20 protein-coding genes are annotated in these 19,983 nt (G+C 50.5%); 11 read left to right on the top strand and 9 right to left on the bottom strand.

Translation table 11 applies throughout. From position 1 onward, the window contains the following. The first annotated feature begins 358 nt into the window (after nucleotides 1-358). The 6 genes from IV04_RS06400 to oppF all read left to right on the top strand — a co-directional run bounded on the left by IV04_RS06400 (nucleotide 359) and on the right by oppF (nucleotide 7,770). On the top strand, nucleotides 359-1,003 hold the full coding sequence (locus tag IV04_RS06400) for a YchE family NAAT transporter (RefSeq protein ID WP_037399053.1): 645 nt from the start codon (nucleotides 359-361) through the stop codon (nucleotides 1,001-1,003). Between the two features lie 1,223 nt (nucleotides 1,004-2,226). Then, on the top strand, nucleotides 2,227-3,864 hold the full coding sequence (oppA, locus tag IV04_RS06395) for an oligopeptide ABC transporter substrate-binding protein OppA (protein ID WP_037399056.1): 1,638 nt from the start codon (nucleotides 2,227-2,229) through the stop codon (nucleotides 3,862-3,864). Nucleotides 3,865-3,938: 74 nt separating this feature from the next. Next, nucleotides 3,939-4,859, top strand: a complete 921-nt coding sequence (gene oppB, locus IV04_RS06390) for an oligopeptide ABC transporter permease OppB (RefSeq protein WP_037399059.1) — start codon at nucleotides 3,939-3,941, stop codon at nucleotides 4,857-4,859. A gap of 12 nt (nucleotides 4,860-4,871) precedes the next feature. Then, nucleotides 4,872-5,780, top strand: a complete 909-nt coding sequence (oppC, locus tag IV04_RS06385; RefSeq protein ID WP_037399061.1) for an oligopeptide ABC transporter permease OppC — start codon at nucleotides 4,872-4,874, stop codon at nucleotides 5,778-5,780. An 11-nt stretch (nucleotides 5,781-5,791) separates the two neighbouring features. After that, complete coding sequence (locus IV04_RS06380) at nucleotides 5,792-6,775, top strand: ABC transporter ATP-binding protein (protein ID WP_037399064.1); 984 nt, start codon at nucleotides 5,792-5,794, stop codon at nucleotides 6,773-6,775. After that, nucleotides 6,772-7,770, top strand: coding sequence for a murein tripeptide/oligopeptide ABC transporter ATP binding protein OppF (oppF, locus tag IV04_RS06375; RefSeq protein WP_037399067.1), 999 nt, complete (start codon nucleotides 6,772-6,774; stop codon nucleotides 7,768-7,770). Before IV04_RS06380 ends, oppF begins: the two co-directional genes overlap by 4 nt. A gap of 58 nt (nucleotides 7,771-7,828) precedes the next feature. Here the strand turns inward: oppF and IV04_RS06370 are convergent, their stop codons facing one another. Together IV04_RS06370 and cls are read right to left on the bottom strand one after the other, a co-directional pair. Then, nucleotides 7,829-8,152, bottom strand: a complete 324-nt coding sequence (locus IV04_RS06370) for an HI1450 family dsDNA-mimic protein (RefSeq protein WP_037399069.1) — start codon at nucleotides 8,150-8,152, stop codon at nucleotides 7,829-7,831. Nucleotides 8,153-8,207: 55 nt separating this feature from the next. Then, the gene (cls, locus tag IV04_RS06365) at nucleotides 8,208-9,668 is read right to left on the bottom strand and encodes a cardiolipin synthase (RefSeq protein WP_037399072.1); all 1,461 of its coding nucleotides are present in this window, start codon (nucleotides 9,666-9,668) and stop codon (nucleotides 8,208-8,210) included. 240 nt (nucleotides 9,669-9,908) lie between these two features. Between cls and IV04_RS25075 the strand changes: the two genes are divergently transcribed. Continuing rightward, on the top strand, nucleotides 9,909-10,085 hold the full coding sequence (locus IV04_RS25075) for a YciY family protein (RefSeq protein WP_072010845.1): 177 nt from the start codon (nucleotides 9,909-9,911) through the stop codon (nucleotides 10,083-10,085). A gap of 44 nt (nucleotides 10,086-10,129) precedes the next feature. Here IV04_RS25075 and IV04_RS06360 read toward each other — a convergent pair whose 3' ends face one another. After that, nucleotides 10,130-10,621 (bottom strand): Dps family protein, encoded by a 492-nt coding sequence (locus IV04_RS06360; protein WP_037399075.1) that lies wholly within the window; start codon nucleotides 10,619-10,621, stop codon nucleotides 10,130-10,132. A gap of 130 nt (nucleotides 10,622-10,751) precedes the next feature. Next, the gene (locus tag IV04_RS06355) at nucleotides 10,752-12,224 is read right to left on the bottom strand and encodes an MFS transporter (RefSeq protein ID WP_037399077.1); all 1,473 of its coding nucleotides are present in this window, start codon (nucleotides 12,222-12,224) and stop codon (nucleotides 10,752-10,754) included. A 121-nt stretch (nucleotides 12,225-12,345) separates the two neighbouring features. Here IV04_RS06355 and IV04_RS06350 point away from each other — a divergent pair, with 121 nt between their 5' ends. Then, entirely contained in the window at nucleotides 12,346-12,903 is a 558-nt protein-coding gene (locus tag IV04_RS06350) for a TetR/AcrR family transcriptional regulator (protein WP_037399080.1), read from the top strand. A 125-nt stretch (nucleotides 12,904-13,028) separates the two neighbouring features. Here the strand turns inward: IV04_RS06350 and IV04_RS06345 are convergent, their stop codons facing one another. Continuing rightward, on the bottom strand, nucleotides 13,029-13,325 hold the full coding sequence (locus tag IV04_RS06345; protein ID WP_037399083.1) for a YciI family protein: 297 nt from the start codon (nucleotides 13,323-13,325) through the stop codon (nucleotides 13,029-13,031). A 267-nt stretch (nucleotides 13,326-13,592) separates the two neighbouring features. On the opposite strand from IV04_RS06345, the gene tonB reads away from it, so the two are divergent. Beyond that, a complete protein-coding gene (gene tonB, locus IV04_RS06340) occupies nucleotides 13,593-14,306 on the top strand; it encodes a TonB system transport protein TonB (RefSeq protein ID WP_037399086.1) in 714 nt (237 codons plus the stop codon). 477 nt (nucleotides 14,307-14,783) lie between these two features. Here the strand turns inward: tonB and yciA are convergent, their stop codons facing one another. After that, on the bottom strand, nucleotides 14,784-15,209 hold the full coding sequence (gene yciA, locus IV04_RS06335; protein ID WP_037399089.1) for an acyl-CoA thioester hydrolase YciA: 426 nt from the start codon (nucleotides 15,207-15,209) through the stop codon (nucleotides 14,784-14,786). A 63-nt stretch (nucleotides 15,210-15,272) separates the two neighbouring features. Then, a complete protein-coding gene (locus IV04_RS06330) occupies nucleotides 15,273-15,812 on the bottom strand; it encodes a septation protein A (protein WP_037399093.1) in 540 nt (179 codons plus the stop codon). A 222-nt stretch (nucleotides 15,813-16,034) separates the two neighbouring features. Here IV04_RS06330 and IV04_RS06325 point away from each other — a divergent pair, with 222 nt between their 5' ends. Beyond that, nucleotides 16,035-17,735, top strand: a complete 1,701-nt coding sequence (locus tag IV04_RS06325; RefSeq protein WP_037399096.1) for a SulP family inorganic anion transporter — start codon at nucleotides 16,035-16,037, stop codon at nucleotides 17,733-17,735. 49 nt (nucleotides 17,736-17,784) lie between these two features. Here the strand turns inward: IV04_RS06325 and IV04_RS06320 are convergent, their stop codons facing one another. Together IV04_RS06320 and IV04_RS06315 are read right to left on the bottom strand one after the other, a co-directional pair. Then, nucleotides 17,785-18,537, bottom strand: a complete 753-nt coding sequence (locus IV04_RS06320) for a YciC family protein (protein WP_037399098.1) — start codon at nucleotides 18,535-18,537, stop codon at nucleotides 17,785-17,787. A gap of 80 nt (nucleotides 18,538-18,617) precedes the next feature. Further along, nucleotides 18,618-18,992, bottom strand: a complete 375-nt coding sequence (locus IV04_RS06315) for a YkgJ family cysteine cluster protein (protein WP_037399101.1) — start codon at nucleotides 18,990-18,992, stop codon at nucleotides 18,618-18,620. A gap of 284 nt (nucleotides 18,993-19,276) precedes the next feature. Here IV04_RS06315 and ompW point away from each other — a divergent pair, with 284 nt between their 5' ends. Continuing rightward, nucleotides 19,277-19,918, top strand: a complete 642-nt coding sequence (gene ompW / locus IV04_RS06310; RefSeq protein ID WP_152562822.1) for an outer membrane protein OmpW — start codon at nucleotides 19,277-19,279, stop codon at nucleotides 19,916-19,918. The last annotated feature ends 65 nt before the right edge of the window (nucleotides 19,919-19,983 follow it).

Genomic DNA, 19,983 nt, shown 5'->3' with positions numbered 1-19,983 from the left:
CAGGCGGTGGTACAGACAACGATTTTACTCTTGAAACCTGTTCTACCTTCTGACTATGGCTAAGAGCTTAACTATTCTTGAGTAGTTGTTTTGTGATTTACATCATAAAAATCGCAAGCTGACACCTTTCAGCATGGTTTTGTTGATAGTTATTCTCATTAATAGGCATGTCTGAGCTGTTTTCACACTGCAAAGATCAATAGCTATACACTTGGTTAACAATAGGGAATTGGTTTGTAACATGATGGAGCCATAGAGAAAAATGCTGCGCCTGGTGGATGGATTACCGGACACAATTCTATTACATTAGCGCGCATCGGCAGTGTCTCTTTCTACAGCTATCAATGCGGAGTTTTTCGTGGGCCAATCTCTGTTGGATTTTTCCGTCTACATCAAGTTTTTTGTTGGCTTGTTTGCACTGGTAAACCCGGTAGGTATCTTACCGGTCTTCATCAGTATGACCAGCTATCAGGCGGAGGCCGGGCGTAATAAAACCAACCTGACTGCCAACCTGTCGGTCGCCATTATTTTGTGGACGTCGCTGTTTTTAGGCGAGGCTATACTGCGGATATTTGGCATTTCCATCGACTCGTTCCGCATTGCGGGCGGGATCCTGGTAGTCAGTATTGCGATGTCGATGATCAGTGGCAAATTAGGTGAAGACAAACAGAACAAACAAGAAAAGTCAGAGAGCGCAATCCGTGAAAGTATTGGCGTAGTCCCGTTGGCATTGCCGCTGATGGCGGGGCCTGGAGCGATCAGTTCAACGATTGTCTGGAGTTCGCGCTATCACAGCTGGCAAAATCTGCTGGGTTTTAGCCTGGCCGTTGCGGTGTTTGCTTTCTGCTGTTGGCTGCTGTTCCGAGCCGCACCACTGTTGGTGCGTTTGCTGGGGCAAACCGGGATCAACGTCGTAACGCGTATCATGGGTCTGCTGCTAATGGCATTGGGTATCGAATTTATCGTCACTGGGATCAAAGCGATATTCCCTGGGTTGCTGTAGTTAGAGCCTGCCAGCGAATATCCCTCACAACATTTACACAGCAGCCTCAGAAATTAGGTTGCTATCTATGCCCAGTTGCTTGGGTATATACCCGTCATACTTCAAGTTGCTTGGGTGTTGGCTGCGTTACTCGGCCCATACTGGGCCTCGCCCCTTCGGGGCCGCTGCAAGCAGCGTTCAAATCTGCTTTCGCAGATTTGTCACTTACCCCAGGAACGATCTTGAGTAAGCTCCTGGGGCTTCGCTCAGTTGCCGCCTACAAGCAACTCGAGTTATTTTGGGTATAGATTAATTACTGACTTAAATTATTTTTTAATCATTCAACTTAGATCTTATTCTGCTTTAATAAACGGCAGTATCTGTTTGCTTTCTATTCTATTTCGTTACAGTGCAGGCCACGTTTTGTTTTATTGCCTAATAAAGCGACTATACCCGTCATACTTCAAGTTGCTTGGGTGTTGGCTGCCTTCACTCACCCCAGTCACTTACCTGAGTAAGCTCCTGGGGCTTCGCTCCGTTGCCGCCTACAAGCAACTCGAATTATTTTGGGTATACACTTTATTCCCGAGACTTTTCATAAACTTGTTTCCCCATACCAGAGCACGTTTGCTGTTAATTTAGTCACATCATTCTGTAGGGCTTGTCTCCGTTTCATCCAGATGTTATTAGTGACTAACCGCATCTAAGTAGGTGTTTATTCTTTGAACTGCTTGTTTGTTAACTAAATGTTTCTTAGAGTGGCGTATTTCTGAGTAACTGGAGTGTTTTCTGAGTACTCTTTCATTTGCTCAATAAAATCATGTAATTAAAATGGTGGAGTGATTTTTATCGAGACAGCACTCGGCAAGCCTCTGAGGGATAAAAGCGAAATGCTTAACAAATTTGCAAAAATTATTGGCTAAGGATTTTGGCTTCTGCTAATTTCCGAGCAACTTTATTGCCGATAATTCTTAGGTTTTCCTGTAAGTCAGGAGCGAATTTTGTGACTGTCGTTTTATTTGGATTTTTACTCAATGTTTCGAAATATATCCCAAATAATTCGAGTGGCTTCTGAAGCTTTTACATCATCAAGCAGTAATGAGGGGTATTACTGGTAGCAACAGGTAATACGGGAGCAGGGCCGTGCCGTATCGTTCTGCGGTAGTTGGCTAAAACCATACCCGATTAGCGGGTAACGCAGGGTCTATGATGGCTCTGCGATAATAAAAACGGGAGTGAATGAAATGAACAACATCACAAGTAAATCGCTATTGGCGGCAGGCATTATCGCAGCGTTAGGTATTGCTGCAGTGGGAAACGTTATCGCTGCAGAAGTGCCAGCAGGTGTGCAACTGGCAGACAAGCAGGAAATCGTTAAAAACAATGGTTCAGAAGTGCAGTCTCTCGATCCACACAAAATTGAAGGGGTCCCAGAAAACAACGTGACCCGCGATCTGCTTGAAGGGCTAGCCAACACGGACCCGAAAGGTGCCATCGTGCCGGGCGTGGCAGAGAGCTGGGATAATAAAGACTTTAAAGTGTGGACCTTCCATCTGCGCAAAGATGCCAAGTGGTCGAATGGCCAACCGGTAACGGCACAGGATTTCGTCTATAGCTGGCAGCGTATCGTCGATCCGAAAACCGCATCCCCTTATGCCAGCTACCTGCAATATGCCCACGTAGAGAACGTCGATGACATCATTGCCGGTAAAAAAGACAAATCCACCCTGGGCGTGAAAGCGATTGACGATCACACCTTCCAGGTCACGCTGACCGAGCCGGTGCCTTATCTGGTGGAAATGACCCAGCACTACGCCATGAAGCCGGTCAATAAAGAGGCGGTGGAGAAGTTTGGCGAGAAATGGACTCTGCCACAAAACTACGTTAGTAATGGCGCTTATAAGCTGAAAGACTGGGTAGTCAACGAACGTATCGTGCTGGAGCGTAACCCGGAATATTGGGATAACGCTAAAACTGTGATCAATAAAGTGACCTTCCTGCCGATCTCATCGGAAGTGACCGATGTAAACCGCTATCGTACCGGTGAGATCGACATGACCTATAATAACTTGCCGATCGAACTGTTCCAGAAGCTGAAAAAAGAGATCCCGAACGAAGTTCGCATCGCGCCGTATGTCTGTACCTACTATTACGAAATGAACAACCAGAAAGCGCCGTTTAACGATGCCCGTGTGCGTGAGGCGCTCAAACTGGGGCTGGACCGCGATATCATCGTCAATAAAGTCAAAAATCAGGGTGATTTGCCAGCTTACAGTTATACCCCTCCTTACGTTGATGGCGCAAAAATGACCGCGCCAGAGTGGTTCGGCTGGACGCAGGACAAACGTAACGAAGAAGCTAAAAAGCTGTTGACCGAGGCAGGGTATGGCCCCGATAAACCGTTGGCCTTCTCGCTGTTGTACAACACCTCCGATTTACATAAAAAACTGGCGATCGCTGCCGCCTCGATCTGGAAGAAAAACCTGGGGGTGGATGTGAAGCTGGTGAATCAGGAGTGGAAAACTTTCCTGGATAGCCGCCATCAGGGCAATTATGACGTGGCACGTGCTGCCTGGTGTGCTGACTACAATGAACCTAGTGCTTTTGTGAATACCATGCTGTCTGACAGCAGCAACAACACCTCACATTATAAAAACCCGGTGTTCGATAAGTTAGTGGCTGACACACTGCAAGCCAAAACTAAAGAAGAACGCGCTGCGCTCTATCAGAAAGCCGAGGCCCAGTTGGATAAAGACTCGGTTATCGCGCCAGTTTACTACTACGTGAATGCCCGTTTGGTGAAGCCTTATGTTGGTGGCTACACCGAGACCGACCCGCTTGATAACGTGTACGACAAAAATCTGTACATTATCAAGCATTGATACGGTAAGGGCCGGTGGCACAAGCCGCAGGCCCATTTTCAGACGATAAGCCGTTATCAGGCTGGAGCAGGGCTATGCTTAAATTTATCTTTCGTCGCCTGTTAGAGGCGATCCCGACACTATTTATTCTTATCACCATCTCTTTCTTTATGATGCGTTTGGCACCCGGTAGCCCATTTACCGGCGAGCGCGCGTTACCGCCAGAAGTCATGGCCAATATTGAAGCCAAATACCATCTGAACGATCCGATCTGGAAACAGTACGGGCATTATTTAGTGCAACTGTCGAAAGGCGATTTCGGCCCGTCGTTTAAATATAAAGACTATTCGGTTAACGATTTAGTGGCGGCTTCCTTTCCGGTTTCGGCCAAGCTCGGTTTTGCTGCCTTTATGCTGGCGGTGGTGCTGGGTGTCAGTGCCGGGGTGATCGCTGCGCTGAAGCAGAACACCAAATGGGACTACACGGTAATGGGGTTTGCCATGACCGGGGTGGTGATCCCCAGTTTTGTGGTCGCCCCCTTGCTGGTACTGATTTTTGCCATCACCTTGAAATGGTTGCCCGGTGGCGGCTGGAACGGTGGGGCGCTGAAGTTCATGCTCCTGCCGATGGTGGCATTGTCGCTGGCCTACATCGCCAGCATCGCCCGTATTACGCGTGGTTCAATGATTGAAGTGCTGCACTCCAACTTTATCCGCACTGCACGCGCCAAAGGCCTGCCGATGCGTCGGATTATCTTCCGCCATGCGTTGAAGCCTGCATTGTTACCCGTGTTGTCTTATATGGGGCCTGCGTTTGTCGGCATTATCACCGGTTCCATGGTGATTGAAACTATCTATGGTCTGCCGGGGATTGGTCAGCTATTTGTCAACGGCGCGCTGAACCGTGATTACTCGCTGGTTCTGAGCCTGACCATTCTGGTGGGTGCTTTGACGATTCTGTTCAACGCGATCGTTGACGTGCTGTACGCCGTGATCGATCCGAAAATCCGCTATTAATCTGGAGCACGCATTATGTTGACGAAAAAGAACAGCGAAGCTCTGGAAAACTTCAGCGAAAAGCTCGAGGTTGAAGGGCGTAGCCTATGGCAGGATGCGCGTCGGCGCTTTGTGCATAACCGCGCGGCGGTGACCAGCCTGTTTGTCTTGGCGTTGATCACCCTATTTGTATTCTTTGCCCCGATGTTGTCGCAATTTGCTTATGACGATACCGACTGGGCAATGATGTCGGCGGCACCAAGCATTGAGTCTGCTCACTATTTTGGCACGGATTCTTCCGGTCGCGATCTGCTGGTGCGTGTGGCGATTGGCGGGCGTATTTCGCTGATGGTCGGTGTCGCCGCCGCACTGGTGGCGGTGGTGGTAGGCACGTTGTATGGCGCGACGTCCGGTTATCTGGGGGGCAAGATTGACTCGGTGATGATGCGTCTACTGGAGATCCTAAATTCTTTCCCGTTTATGTTCTTCGTGATCCTGCTGGTCACGTTCTTTGGCCAGAATATCCTATTGATTTTTGTGGCGATCGGTATGGTGTCGTGGCTGGATATGGCACGTATTGTGCGCGGCCAGACCCTGAGCCTGAAGCGTAAAGAGTTCATCGAAGCGGCGCTGGTGTGTGGTGTTTCGACCCGCAATATCGTGTTGCGCCACATTGTGCCAAACGTACTGGGAGTGGTGGTGGTTTATGCATCGTTGCTGGTGCCGAGCATGATCCTGTTTGAATCCTTCCTCAGTTTCCTGGGGTTAGGCACGCAGGAGCCGTTAAGCAGTTGGGGCGCATTGCTCAGCGATGGTGCCAACTCGATGGAAGTTTCACCGTGGTTGCTGCTGTTCCCAGCCGGTTTCCTGGTTGTCACTCTGTTTTGTTTCAACTTTATCGGCGATGGCCTGCGTGATGCCCTCGATCCGAAAGATCGTTAAGGAGTGCCATCATGAACATTATTGAAAATCCGTTGTTGCTGGACGTCAACGATCTGCGTGTCACCTTTGCTACGCCGGACGGTGAGGTCACGGCGGTTAACGATCTGAACTTCGATCTGCGCGCGGGCGAAACGCTGGGGATCGTCGGGGAGTCTGGTTCCGGCAAATCGCAGACGGCTTTTGCGCTGATGGGCTTGCTGGCCAGCAATGGTCGCATCGGTGGATCGGCGAAGTTTAATGGCCGTGAAATCCTCAATCTGCCGGAAAATGAGCTTAACAAGCTGCGGGCAGAAGAGATCTCAATGATCTTTCAAGACCCGATGACTTCACTTAACCCTTATATGCGTGTGGGTGAGCAACTGATGGAAGTGCTGATGTTGCATAAGGGGATGAGTAAAAGTGAAGCGTTTGAAGAGTCGGTACAACTGTTGGATGCGGTCAAAATGCCAGAGGCGCGTAAACGCATGCGCATGTATCCACATGAGTTTTCCGGCGGTATGCGCCAACGGGTGATGATTGCTATGGCATTGCTATGTCGGCCTAAATTGCTGATCGCCGATGAGCCGACAACTGCGCTGGATGTGACGGTGCAGGCACAAATCATGACGCTGCTGAACGAGTTGAAGCGCGAATTTAATACCGCAATCATTATGATTACCCACGATTTGGGCGTGGTGGCGGGGATCTGTAACAAAGTATTGGTGATGTATGCTGGGCGAACGATGGAATATGGCAGCGCGCGCGATGTGTTCTATCGTCCAAGCCACCCTTACTCCATTGGGTTACTGAATGCGGTACCACGTTTAGATGCAGAGAATGGCGCGTTGCTGACCATTCCAGGGAATCCACCAAACCTGTTGCGCTTGCCGAAAGGTTGCCCGTTCCAGCCGCGTTGCCCGTATGCCATGGAGCAGTGCGTGAACGCTCCGCCGTTGGAGCCGTTTGCTGAAGGGCGTCTGCGTGCCTGTTTCAACCCTGTGGAGGCCTTGGTATGACCGCAACTGATAAAAAAGTGTTGCTCGAAGTGGCCGATTTAAAAGTTCATTTTGACATTCACGATGATAAACAGTGGTTCTGGCAGGCACCGAAAACCCTGAAAGCGGTAGATGGGGTCACCTTACGGCTGTTCGAAGGCGAAACCTTGGGTGTGGTGGGAGAGTCTGGCTGTGGTAAATCCACTTTCGCCCGCGCGATTATCGGCTTGGTGAAAGCCACCAGTGGCCGAGTTGCCTGGTTGGGTAAAGATCTGCTGGGAATGAGTGATGCGGATTGGCGCAATACGCGTAGCGACATTCAAATGATTTTCCAGGATCCACTGGCTTCGCTTAATCCGCGTATGACCATTGGTGAAATTATTGCTGAGCCGCTGCGAACCTATCACCCGAAAATGCCGCGCCAGGAAGTGAAGGACAAGGTGAAAGCGATGATGATGAAGGTTGGCCTGCTACCAAACCTGATCAACCGCTATCCGCACGAGTTTTCTGGCGGGCAATGCCAACGTATCGGCATTGCCCGTGCCTTGATCCTGGAGCCAAAACTGGTGATCTGTGATGAACCGGTCTCGGCGCTGGATGTTTCGATTCAGGCACAGGTCGTGAATCTGTTACAGCAATTACAGCGTGAGATGGGGCTTTCGCTGATCTTTATCGCTCACGATTTGGCGGTGGTGAAGCATATTTCCGATCGTGTGCTGGTGATGTATTTGGGCCATGCGGTTGAGTTGGGAACCTATGATGAGGTGTACCATAATCCGCAGCACCCTTATACCAAGGCGCTGATGTCAGCAGTACCGATTCCTGATCCCGATAAAGAGCGTGATAAGCAGATCCAACTGCTGGAAGGGGAATTACCATCACCGATCAACCCACCTTCTGGCTGTGTGTTCCGCACGCGCTGCCCGATCGCTGGGCCGGAGTGCGGCAAAACCCGCCCGTTGCTGGAAGGCAGTTTCCGCCATGCGGTCTCTTGCCTGAAAGTCGATCCGTTGTGATTGACGAGTGAGCAATAAAAAACCTGCCGATGGCAGGTTTTTTATCTCAATGAGGCTCTTACTCTTTCCACAAGATATGGCACAGCTTGTGGTCTTTCTCGCGGCAAATCAGGATGCGGGCAAATACATCGTTAATCGGTTCGCCCTCGTTGTCAGCTAAACCAATGACCACTTCAGCAAAAAAATCCGGGTTAAGATCGTAATCCACGTGCTCCTGCCAGTCTTCAGCCGGATCGTACAGCTCTGCGCCACCACGCTCTTCAAATTGCAGGTTAAACAGTATGATGTCTGCCGGATCCAGGTTGTCGCCAGCCAATTCCAGGAAGATATCGTAAGCCTGCTCCAGCGTTTCATCTTCGGTAAGGCGATTATTCAAATCCATAAAAAATCCCGATAACAAATGAGTTGGCATTATTAAACCATGCCCGCCGTGGCTTTTACAGCAACGGACTGAAAAAGTAGAACAAACGCTCAACGATGCGGTGCCAGAATGGGCGTTTCAGCCACTCTTGCCCATCCAGTAATTGCGAGCGAGCGATGTAATCATCTTGCACACAGGCCAAATCGCTGCCGAAACCGGCATCGTCAATCACCAAGGTGACTTCAAAGTTCAGCCACAGGCTGCGCATGTCCAGATTGACTGTGCCCACCAGGCTGAGCTGGCCGTCAACCAGCACGCTCTTGGTGTGCAGCAACCCGCCTTTAAACTGGTAAATTTTCACCCCGGCTTCCAACAGTTCGGAGAAGAAAGCGCGGCTGGCCCAACGGACCATCATCGAATCATTGTCGTGCGGAACGATGATGCTGACCTCAACGCCGCGCAGTGCTGCCGTGCAAATGGCATGCAACAGATCGTCACTGGGGACGAAGTAAGGCGTGGTCATAATCAGTTGCTCACGAGCGGAATAAACCGCAGTGAGTAACGCCTGGTGGATCATCTCTTCAGGGAAACCCGGGCCGGATGCAATAACTTGAATAGTGTGGCCGCTTTCCTGCTCGAATGGCATGATATTGACGTCAGGTGGTGGTGGCAGAATACGTTTGCCGGTCTCGATCTCCCAGTCACAGGCATAAACAATCCCCATGGTGGTGGCGACCGGACCTTCTGTTCGGGCCATCAGATCGACCCACTGGCCGACTCCCGCATCTTGCTTGAAGAAGCGTGGGTCAACCATGTTCATGCTGCCCGTGTAAGCGATGTAATTATCGATCAGCACGATCTTACGGTGCTGGCGTAAATCCATGCGCCGCAGGAATACGCGGAACAGATTTACTTTGAGTGCTTCGACCACTTCAATCCCGGCGTTGCGCATCATACCAGGGTAGGGGCTGCGGAAGAATTGCACGCTGCCAGCGGAATCGAGCATCAAACGGCAATGCACCCCACGACGTGCGGCGGCCATCAGCGCTTCAGCCACCTGATCGACCAATCCCCCTGGTTGCCAGATGTAAAAGACCATCTCAATATTGTGCTGTGCCAGTTCAATATCACGAGTCAACGCTTTCAGCGTATTGTCGGTGGTGGTGAGCAACTGCAACTGGTTACCTTTGACACCATCAATACCTTGCCGGTGATGGCAAAGCTGGAACAGCGGGCGAGCAACCTCACTGTATTCTGTGGCGAAAATCCGGCGGCTTTCTTTCAGCTCATTCAGCCAACGGGCGGTTGAAGGCCACATGGCTTTGGCGCGTTCGGCACGGCGTTTACCTAAGTGCAATTCACCAAAAGAGAGATAGGCGACGATTCCCACTAACGGCAGAATATAGATCACCAGCAGCCAGGCCATGGCGGAAGGAACAGTGCGCCGCCGCATCAGAATCCGCAATGTTACCCCGGCAATAATTAGCCAGTAACCGAACAAGAGAAGCCAACTGATTACAGTATAAAATGTTGTCATAAAGGCGAAAAATCCCATCCACAAACTGTCAATAGTGAGTGTACGCACAGAATGGTAAAGGTGAAACCCTTTCCCTGTACTTAAGTTACATAAAAAAGGTTGACGCAAAGCCGTGAGCGAAAATGCCCAGATTTACCATTTATGAGTCAGTTCGATTGCCAGCACAAGTGAGGAGCAACTTGGATCGCTGGCCGAAAAGACTATAATGCGCGCGACTGGCATTGGATGGGTGATACAACGATGAGACGCAGTAGAAACGAAGTGGGACGCTGGAGAATGCTCAGGTTACGCCAGCGGCGCAGGCACCATTGGCTGGAACGTCAGTCATGCAACAACCGGCATATTATTCGTGTGCGCAGCCGGTTAGACGATCAGCACCGCCGTGCATTGTTGTTCGTAGTGGCTTACGAGTGGTAAAACAAAACAGTCCCCGATGGGACTGTTTTGTTTGGTACTAAGGATTATTTACCCAGATAGGCGTTCAACATCCACACCTGTTTTTCCTGCTCTTTAATGTAATCACTCATCAGCGAAGAGGTACCTTCATCGCCAGCGTCTGCGGCCAGTGCCAGCAATTCGCGCTGCTGTTGCAGCAAAATGGCATAACCGCTCAGCAGACCGCGCAGCGTGCCTTTATCGTCAGTCACGTTGGTATCTTCTTTGATGTCTGCCGTTTTCAGATAGTCACTAAAAGCGTGACGTGGTTGGGAACCCAAGGTCAGGATACGTTCAGCCAGTTCGTCAACTTTGAGCAGCAGATCGTTATAGGTTTCTTCAAATTTAACGTGCAGTTCAAAGAAGTGCGGACCAGAAATATTCCAATGATAGCCGCGCACGTTCATATACAGCACCTGATAGTTCGCCAACAGGGCATTCAATGCTTCAGCGAGTTTTACGGATTGTTTAATATCTAGGCCGATATGGGTTTTTGCTGTTTTCTTTGCCGTTGCCATAATAATCTTCTCCTGATTGACTGTTCCAACGTTCAATATCAATACGGTAACTGGATTAATCCCAAGGTTAAAGACGGTAGCAGGTATCAATATAATCGTTTAAACCGATAGTACTAAAAGAGTAGAGCCTTTACTGACGCAGGGCGAACTTTAATACGCCAGCACTCAGGCTAACCAGTATGGCTGCGGCAACCAGGACGGCGATAAATGCCTGATCGAAGGCTGCGCGAGCCAGGTGGGCCAGTCTGGCGGCACTGTCAGCCCCCATATTTGCTGCTAATCGCAGTGCCTCATCAATACTGTCATAGGCCAGATCGTCAACCGGCAGGCTGTCGGGCAATGCCAGGCTGTGGCTATAAACTGCCGTCATTAAACCACCCAACAGCGTGATGCCTAATACGCCGCCCAGTTCCCAGGAAACATCCTCAATAGAAGCCACCATACCGGCTTTCTCTTCGGGGGCATTCAGCATGATGGCGGTAGAGGCGGCAGTAATCGCGCCACCAAGACCAAAACCGATAATAAACAGACAAATAAGCTGCATCACTACGTTGCCTTGATACCAGAGGACAACGCCAAGAATACCCAGCGCGGTGAGAGCAAAACCACCAATTAGCATACTGCGTTCACCATAGCGTGGCATCAACATCCCGGCCAATGGCCCAGCCAGCGCGGAAGCTACTGGAATCGGGAGAATAAACAGCGCAGCCACTAAGGGGGACATCCCCAGTACCAGTTGCAGACGTTGACTCAGAACCAGTTCGACCCCGACCAGCGCGATCATCGACATGATCGCCACACCGACACCGCTGGCAAACATGCGGTTGCGAAACAGAGAGAAGTCGATCATGGGGTGCAGAGCTTGCCGCTGACGGCGAACAAATAGCGTCAGAAACAGGATGCCGAAGGTGACTGCAATCGCAAAATCGCGTAATGAAAGGGTGGGTTTGCTTAATTCTTTCAACGCATAGATGGCTGCAACCAGGCCGAGCATGATTTGTATCGAGCCCATCACATCGCAGGGGCGTTTTTTGTCGCCGCCACATTGTGGGATAAAGTAGCCTGCCAAAGGTAATACCAGCATTACGACCGGCACGTTAATCAAAAACACCGCTCCCCACCAGAAATAGGCCAGCAAAGCTCCGCCGACGACTGGCCCAAGTGCTGCAGCACCAGAGGCAACCGCTGCCCAGATGCCGATCGCCAGTGCCCGCTCGCGTTCATCGGTAAACACATGACGCACGATAGACAGTGTGGCAGGCATCATCATGGCGGCACCGATGGCCAGAAACGCTCGTGCCGCAATCAGCCATTGAGCGCTAGGGGAAAAGGCGGCACATAACGAAGCCAGAGCAAAAACGGGTAGCCCAGCGATAAACATTTTTTTGTGGCCGACGCGATCGCTTAGCATGCCAGCGCCTGGCAGCAATCCGGCGACTACTAGTGGATAGGCATTCACGATCCAGAGTTTTTGTGATGCGGTAGCGTTCAGTGCCTCGGTCAGCCGTGGCAGGGCAGTATAAAGTACCGTCATATCGGTAATGATTAAAAATAATGCGCTGGAGATCATGACCAGGATCAACCAACGGTTTTGGGCGTGCATAATCGTATCCTAAAGAATCGACAGCGCGGCTGCGCCATCTTGTGGTAACCACCCCGTTTCTGCAGTGGTATACTGCTTATAATATAAATCCATACGTTCGTATTGAAAAGGAAATTTCTTAATGGGCCGTCAACGAAGCATCGATCGTGACAAAGTGCTGGATGTAGCAGAGGAGATCGTGGCGACTCAGGGAGCCGCTGGGTTAACCATTGATTCAGTCGCTAAAGCCATGGGGATTTCCAAAGGGGGTGTGCAATACTGCTTTGGCAATAAAGATGCTTTGATTGATGCGATGTTCGAACGTTGGGGCAAAGCCTACGACACAGTTTTTGACAGCATTGCGGGCAGCGATCCGGCACCGCTCACCATCGTGCAGGCGCATATGCAGGCGACACGCAGTTCCGATCAGGCATCCAGTGCCAAGGCGGCTGGGTTGATGGCCACGTTAATCCAAACGCCGGAACATCTGAGCAGCACCCGCGAGTGGTATCGTGGCCGTATCCAGGATTTGGATTTGAGCACCGAACAAGGGAAAAAGGCACGGCTGGCGTTTTTAGCGACCGAAGGGGCTTTTATGCTGCGTTACTTTGGATTTATGGATATCGGCCAGCAGGAGTGGGAAGACATGTTTGCCGATATGCAAAAATGGGTTCTCAATGATGTTGTTCGCCATGATTAACCTATCGTAGCGATAGGTGGCGACCACATCATTCAGGGAGTATGGTTAGCACATAACTATTTACTAACAAGTATCCCCTCGAAGAACCCAATTGGCCAGCCATCTCCGTGCTGGCTTTTTTTTGCTTAAAACACCTGCTTGAAAGGTTTTATTGTGACATCTGCATACACGCCAGCGGCGACGTAAGGGTCTTGTTGAGCCCAGACTTTTGCGGCTTCCAGAGACGCGAATTCTGCGATCACGGTAGATCCCGTAAAACCGGCGCTACCGGGATCGTTGCTGTCGATCGCCGGGTTAGGGCCAGCAACGACGAGCCTGCCTTCATCACGCAGCGCCTGCAGGCGCGCCAAGTGTGCTGGGCGAGCTGCCAAGCGATTTTCCAGTGAGCCGGGCACGTCTTGTGAGTAGATCAGATAAAGCATATTTCACCTTTAAAATCATTGTTATAGAACGGCAACATCAAATTAGCGTAAAACCGGTGGCAAGGAAACGCTAATCCGCAAAATTTCATACGGACATGCCGGAAAGATTAAAAATAGACGCAAAAAATGCCAGGAAAGGTCTGCGTAAAGGTTAATATCTCAAGAAGCTGTTGGTTTTATCACGATTAAAGCGATAGTTTGTCGTCTCTTATTGAATATGATAACCATTTGCATTTAAACTTAGCGGATAAGAGGAAAAGAATCATTATGCCGCTAAAAAAGATGTTCCTTATACGCCGTTTTTCTGTACCTATTGCCCTTTCCGTTGGTTTGCACAGCGCCTTGGTGGCCGCCTTGCTCTACGCTTCGGTAAAAGAAGTGATGAAAATACCAAAGCAGGAAGATGCGCCCATGAGTGTCATGGTGGTCAATATGGCGTCGTTGGCTGAGCCACCGCCTGCATCAGAACCCGAACCGCAGGTAGAACAGGAGCCCCAGGTGGAGCCTGAACCGCTTCCAGAGCCCATACCGGTGCCGGTCGCGATCCCGAAACCGAAGCCCAAACCGAAGGTTGAAAAACCGCTGAAACGTGAAGTGAAGAAAGCCGAACCGCGTGAGCCTTCGCCTTTTGAGAATGATTCACAGGCTAAACCCATCGATAAAGCCCCGGTTAAACAGGCTCCTAGCGCACCCGCGCCAGGCAATTCACGCGAGTTGGGGCCAAAAGCCTTGAGCCTGACTAAACCTATATATCCAGCGCGGGCCTTGGCATTGCAAATTGAAGGTAGGGTAAAAGTGCAGTATGACATTGATAGTGATGGGCGCGTGACCAATATCCGTATTCTGTCTGCCGAGCCACGCAACATGTTTGAACGCGAAGCGAAACAGGCAATGCGTAAATGGCGTTATGAGCCTAAAGCCGCGCAGAATCTGACGAAAAGCTTTATCTTCAAAATTGATGGTTCAACCGATCTGAACTGATACCGTTAATAAATATCCTCCGGCATAGCCGGAGGTTTTTCATATGCGCCTGTAAGGCTCTCTTACCTGCCGCGCCCTAACAGGCGCATGACTACCTCACATTTGCATTACTTCTGTTACTTACTGCCCGTAAACGGGCTACATCAATGTAAGGGCGACTGTAGTTACCATCACATCTTTCTATACACATATCTTCCTTAGCGCATATGACAGTTTCCTTTGTACTTACCCCCCAAGACACTGAATAAGTAACGTGTGGGGACTTCTCTCATTCATCGGGTATGCGCTAAGCCTTTCTCATCAACTATTAGCGGCTTATCTATCTCCAGAGGTGCTTTGTTGCTACCTGACCACAAGCGTTACTGGCCATTAAAAGAGCCGACTCAAAGCTGGAAGCTTTACGGAACCCCCAGCCTAGCTGGGGGTTTTCTGAATACAAAAAAGGCTGCCTTGTTGCCTGGCAGCCCTTTTCGGTGCTTACTCTTCGGCGTCAACGCGGAAGTTCGTTTTACCCTCTGGCAGGGCACGGGGGCTGCCAGCAGCATCCACCGCTACATAGGTAAATACCGCTTCGGTGGCGCGATAACGCTGGCCAATCGGGGCTGAAGAAACCTTCTTCACCCACACTTCTATATTAACAGTAATCGAGCTGTGACCAGTGCGGATGCAACGGGCATAGCAGCAGACTACATCACCAACCGCGACCGGTTTCAGGAAGGTTATTCCGTCAACGCGCACGGTCACCACGCGGCCTTCAGCAATTTCTTTTGCCTGGATCGCTCCACCAATATCCATCTGTGACATCAGCCAGCCGCCGAAAATATCACCGTTGGCGTTGGTATCCGCAGGCATCGCCAGCGTACGCAGCACTAGCTCTCCGCTAGATAAAGGTTGTTGTGTCATCACAGTCTGCTTTATCAAAAAGGAATTAAACCCGGCCCACGGCAAATAGCGTGGGCATTTTGGCTATTTTTTCTGTTCTGCTGGCATATGGCGATAAATATAAATACCGCTCAACAGAGTAAAGATCAGCGTCAACGCGGTCAGGCCGAAGACTTTGAAGTTAACCCAGATGTCTTGCGGTAACCAGAAGGCCACATAGATATTGGCCAGACCGCAGGCGAGGAAGAACACCGCCCAAGCAAGGTTGAGGTTGCTCCACACTTTATCCGGCAGGGTCAGTTCGTTACCCAACATGCGCTGGATGAGTGGCTTTTTCAGAATCAGTTGGCTGATCAGTAATGCCAGTGCGAACAGGGTGTAGATAACAGTGACTTTCCATTTGATAAACAAATCGTTATGGAATACCAGCGTCAAGGTACCAAAGACGGCCACCATCACGAAGGTGATCAGCGTCATCTTCTCGACCTTGCGATATTTGATCCAGGTAAAGACCAAAGCCAAAGCGGTAGCCGCGATCAAGGCACCAGAGGCAACGTAAATATCATAAAGCTTATAAAACGTGAAAAAGACAATAAGTGGCAGGAAATCAAGAAACTGCTTCATAAATCAATCCATCAAAAGTTCATGAGCCGACTATACCGGATTCGGCAGGATCTGTGTACTGCAGGAAAGGGCTGATTATCGGTGTTTGGTCATCTTATTTCCGCTGGTTAGGCGGGAATTTGCATAACCTTACGATTCTTGTCATGGTTACTGCCTTGCGTGTGCGGTACTTCGCATAGTAAACGTTATATATAAACAGATAATTTACCTTGGAAAATAGCTATGCGGTGGAAATCTCTCCAGGCGTTAACGCCTGGTTTGACTCATTTGTTAGGGTATGAACGCAGTTGGTTGAAAGCGGATATTCGTGCAGGGCTGTCGGTGGCGGCAGTGGCGTTACCGGTGGCGATTGCTTATGCCGAGTTGGCCGGTGTCAGTGCGATAGTGGGGCTGTATTCCTGTATTTTGCCGATGATTGCCTATGCGATTTTCGGCTCATCGCGTCAATTGATTATCGGCCCGGATGCGGCCACCTGTGCGGTGATCGCAGCGGTGGTGACGCCGCTTGCCGCAGGGAGCCTGGAGTTGCATTGGCAGTTGACTATCATGATGACCGCCATGATGGGGGCGTGGTGTTTGCTTGCCAGCCGTTTCCGGCTAGGGGCACTGGCGGATTTGTTATCCAGGCCGATTCTCAGTGGGCTGTTGAACGGTGTGGCAGTGACCATAATTGTCGATCAAATCGGCAAAGTGATGGGATTTAGCACACCGCCAGCGCAGTTGATTGAGAGAATGTATGCGTTACCCGGTAACCTTTTGCGCAGTGATTGGTTGACGATCGGGGTTTCTTTGCTGACGCTGCTCATGTTGTTTAGCGTTAAAAAGCTGCGGCCAAACTGGCCAGCTCCGTTGTTCGCCATTATGCTGGCGACCTTTATCACCTGGGCCGGGAATCTGCAACAGCATGGGATTATTACCGTCGGCGGTTTCAGCGGCACGCTGCCGATCGTACAGTGGCCAGATTTTCAACCAGGATTACTGCGCGATATGGTGATCCCGGCGCTGAACTTGGCGGTGGTGAGCTTTGTCAGCATGATGCTGACCGCTCGGAGTTTTGCAGCCAAAAATGGTTACGAGGTGAATGCTGATGCTGAATTCCGCGCGCTCGGTCTGGTGAACATTGTTTCGGCATTGTCGCAAGGTTTTGCTATCAGCGGTGCTGATTCGCGCACGGCGGTAAATGATGCTAACGGCGGCAAGAGCCAGTTGGTTTCGATCATTGCGGCGGTGATGATCGCGATTGTGTTGCTGTTTCTGACCGAACCGCTGCAGTTTATCCCGGTGGCGGGGTTGGGTGTGGTGTTGATGTATGCCGCCTGGTCGCTGCTTGATATTCGTGGGATCTGGGTTTTGCGTCGCCGCAATGCGCAGGCGTTTCGTCTGGCAGCATTTACTTTCCTCAGCGTGCTGCTGGTGGGGGTAATCAGTGGCATCGGTCTGGCCGTGTTGCTTGGGTTGATGCAATTTTTACGCACCGTCTTCCGCCCAACCGAGCAATTGCTGGGGGTGAACGATGAAGGCATGATTCACTCGATGGGCAATAACAATGGGGTAAAGGCGGTTGCCGGGGTGATGATGTATCGCTTCAATTCACCTTTGACCTATTTTAACGTGGCTTATTTTAAACGCCGGATCCTCAATCTGGTTGACGGTACGCCGTTTCAACCACGTTGGGTTGTGATCGATGCGGTCGCCAGTTTTACGCACGCAGATATCAGCGTGTTGGCGGCCATTGATGAATTAAAACGCGACTTGTTACAGCGTAACGTGAAATTGGTGCTGGCGGGGCGACGTACTGAGCTGACGCGTTGGTTCCGCATCAATAAGGTGGGCCGCGATCAGGATCTGATTCTGGTGCCGGATCTCTACTTGGCTCTGAAGCTGATCCAAAGTAAGGAACAGGCTGAGCAGACGACGCAGTGACAAAAAAGGGCATGCCGAAGCGTGCCCTTTTTACCTATCAAGCGAACAATCAGTCGCGCAGCAACATATACAGCCGGGACAGATAAATCAGTAGCAGCGCAGAAACCAGGTTACTCAGTGCGGTCAAGACCACGCTGGCGACGTTTGGTGTCAGCACAGACAGATGGCTAACCATAAGCAGCACCAACAGTTTGGCAGCCAACCACAGCATCATGGCAGGCACAATCACGCGGGCGTTAGCGAAAGCCAGCTTGCAACTCAGTTTCATTGAGGCAAGCACGCCTTTCTTGTCAGCAATCGCAATGACCGGCGCCAGCGAGAATGAGATTGCCAAGAGTACACCGGGCACGATAAACAGCGTCAAGCCAAGCTGGATCAGCAAGGTGCAGACAAACAACAGCAACAGCAAGCGTGGCAGCAACGGTGCAGAAGTACCGATAGCGCGCAAAGCACTAGTACGCTCGCCTTGCGAGATCAGGCGAATCAGCGTCAACATTCCCCCCACCAGCAGCACGTTACCGACTAAAGCGGAAAACGTTGCGGCAGCAGAGACTTTTAACAACACCATTTGTTGCTCTGGCGTCATTTGCTGAATGATTTCCTGAATTCCCATACCGGCGGTTGAGGTGAAATCACTTTCCGTGGTGCTCAAAAGTTTCAGTTGTTCAAGGTCAGGGCTGAAAGCCTGATTGAGCAACACTGAAATGAGCCCGGTCAGCAGCGCCAGTAACAGAATACTGACCAGTTGATTACGGAAAAAGTTAAAACTGTCACGGTACAACGTGTTGGCCGTGATAGGCATGGAGACTCCTTGGCGTCGAGAACAAAGACAAATCAGTCGGTAATTGTACCCTGTTCCGGGCTGCGGTGGCACCCCGTGCGTTACGCTGCGCCTATTTCTTCAGCGATCACCGATAACGGGACAGGCAGCGGCGGCAGGTTATAACGTGCGCGGGCACGATCGCAGGCCTCGTTATGAACGCCATTCTCGCCGGATTGTGCAAACTCACGGCACGGGGTTGGGCGATTGGTATAAATAGCACAGGAGACAGTCTTGCCGATCTCACCTTCCAGCGCTGCACAGTGTGGGGAACGGCAGTTGGTGCCCTGCATACAGCGCAGAAAAGGGCTCAATGGCTCGGTAAGCGATAAAGGAACGGTGCCGCCGCCATCTTCCGCTTCGGCCCAATAGAATGACACTCGAAAATAACCGCAGCATGCGCCGCAACTGATACAGGGATTTTGAATTTCGCTCATCTTGATTGCTCACTGACTTGTTACGGGCAGGAACCAAAACCAACATGAACGACGAAATTACGCAGCCGCTATTTATTTGGCAACTGAAATTTGAATCCGCAGCATTTTTGCAACAAAAGCGCTTTCTTGATGTAGATCAATTCTCGATTTATTAATGGCTTAGACTTCCTTGTTTTTGGTATGAATTTAAATTTTTACACATAAGATGTGATCTCGATTGGATCATAAATACCCGTTAATAGGTATATTCGTCGAGACTGTAAACCACACAAATGGAATGGATAATGAAAAAGACAACTCTGGTGGTATTGGCGGCTATGATGGCCCCACTGTTTGCAAGTGCACATCAGGAGGGTGATTTCCTGTTCCGTGCCGGCACCGCAACCGTGCGCCCAAATGCGGGCTCGGATAATGTTCTTGGTCAGGGATCGTTTGGCGTTAACAATAATACCCAGTTGGGGCTGACCGTTGGCTATATGGTCACCGACAACATTGGTGTTGAACTGCTGGCGGCAACGCCTTTCAAACACAAGGTATCATTGCAGGGCAGCGCCGTAAGTGGTGATATCGCCAGCGTGAAACATTTGCCACCTACGCTGATGGCACAATACTACTTTGGTGACAAGCAGGACAAACTGCGTCCTTACCTGGGCCTGGGTCTTAACTACACCATGTTCTTTGATGAAAAATTCAACGATTATGGCAAGAGTGCAGGATTGAGCAATCTGGACCTGAAAAACTCTTGGGGTGTGGCTGGGGCGGCAGGTCTGGACTACAACTTGGATAACAACTGGATGTTGAATATGTCGGTATGGTGGATGAATATCGAAACCGACGTGCGCTTTGATGCTGGCGATCAACACCAGAGTATCAATACGCGTTTGAATCCGGTCGTCTTTATGTTCGGTGCTGGTTACCGTTTCTAAAGCCGTTTTTGCACTGCACAGAGGCGCCGTTCGGCGCCTCTTCTGTTTGTATTCAGAAAACCCCC

Origin of the sequence: Serratia sp. Ag1 (assembly GCF_000743355.1) — a bacterium.
In the GTDB taxonomy this organism is placed as follows: Bacteria; Pseudomonadota; Gammaproteobacteria; order Enterobacterales; family Enterobacteriaceae; genus Chania.
The sequence above is the reverse complement of the archived record's forward strand: the minus strand, read 5'-3'. Positions and strand labels throughout refer to the sequence as shown.

Bases quoted from the DNA above. Each gene is read 5' to 3' on its own strand.
- IV04_RS25075 (WP_072010845.1), top strand. From the start codon at position 9,909: ATGAGACGCAGTAGAAACGAAGTGGGACGCTGGAGAATGCTCAGGTTA.
- oppA (WP_037399056.1), top strand. From the start codon at position 2,227: ATGAACAACATCACAAGTAAATCGCTATTGGCGGCAGGCATTATCGCA.
- IV04_RS06355 (WP_037399077.1), bottom strand. From the start codon at position 12,224: ATGCACGCCCAAAACCGTTGGTTGATCCTGGTCATGATCTCCAGCGCA.
- oppB (WP_037399059.1), top strand. From the start codon at position 3,939: ATGCTTAAATTTATCTTTCGTCGCCTGTTAGAGGCGATCCCGACACTA.
- cls (WP_037399072.1), bottom strand. From the start codon at position 9,668: ATGACAACATTTTATACTGTAATCAGTTGGCTTCTCTTGTTCGGTTAC.
- tonB (WP_037399086.1), top strand. From the start codon at position 13,593: ATGCCGCTAAAAAAGATGTTCCTTATACGCCGTTTTTCTGTACCTATT.
- IV04_RS06315 (WP_037399101.1), bottom strand. From the start codon at position 18,992: ATGAGCGAAATTCAAAATCCCTGTATCAGTTGCGGCGCATGCTGCGGT.
- IV04_RS06330 (WP_037399093.1), bottom strand. From the start codon at position 15,812: ATGAAGCAGTTTCTTGATTTCCTGCCACTTATTGTCTTTTTCACGTTT.
- IV04_RS06370 (WP_037399069.1), bottom strand. From the start codon at position 8,152: ATGGATTTGAATAATCGCCTTACCGAAGATGAAACGCTGGAGCAGGCT.
- IV04_RS06345 (WP_037399083.1), bottom strand. From the start codon at position 13,325: ATGCTTTATCTGATCTACTCACAAGACGTGCCCGGCTCACTGGAAAAT.
- oppF (WP_037399067.1), top strand. From the start codon at position 6,772: ATGACCGCAACTGATAAAAAAGTGTTGCTCGAAGTGGCCGATTTAAAA.
- yciA (WP_037399089.1), bottom strand. From the start codon at position 15,209: ATGACACAACAACCTTTATCTAGCGGAGAGCTAGTGCTGCGTACGCTG.
- IV04_RS06320 (WP_037399098.1), bottom strand. From the start codon at position 18,537: ATGCCTATCACGGCCAACACGTTGTACCGTGACAGTTTTAACTTTTTC.
- IV04_RS06325 (WP_037399096.1), top strand. From the start codon at position 16,035: ATGCGGTGGAAATCTCTCCAGGCGTTAACGCCTGGTTTGACTCATTTG.
- IV04_RS06380 (WP_037399064.1), top strand. From the start codon at position 5,792: ATGAACATTATTGAAAATCCGTTGTTGCTGGACGTCAACGATCTGCGT.
- ompW (WP_152562822.1), top strand. From the start codon at position 19,277: ATGAAAAAGACAACTCTGGTGGTATTGGCGGCTATGATGGCCCCACTG.
- IV04_RS06360 (WP_037399075.1), bottom strand. From the start codon at position 10,621: ATGGCAACGGCAAAGAAAACAGCAAAAACCCATATCGGCCTAGATATT.
- IV04_RS06350 (WP_037399080.1), top strand. From the start codon at position 12,346: ATGGGCCGTCAACGAAGCATCGATCGTGACAAAGTGCTGGATGTAGCA.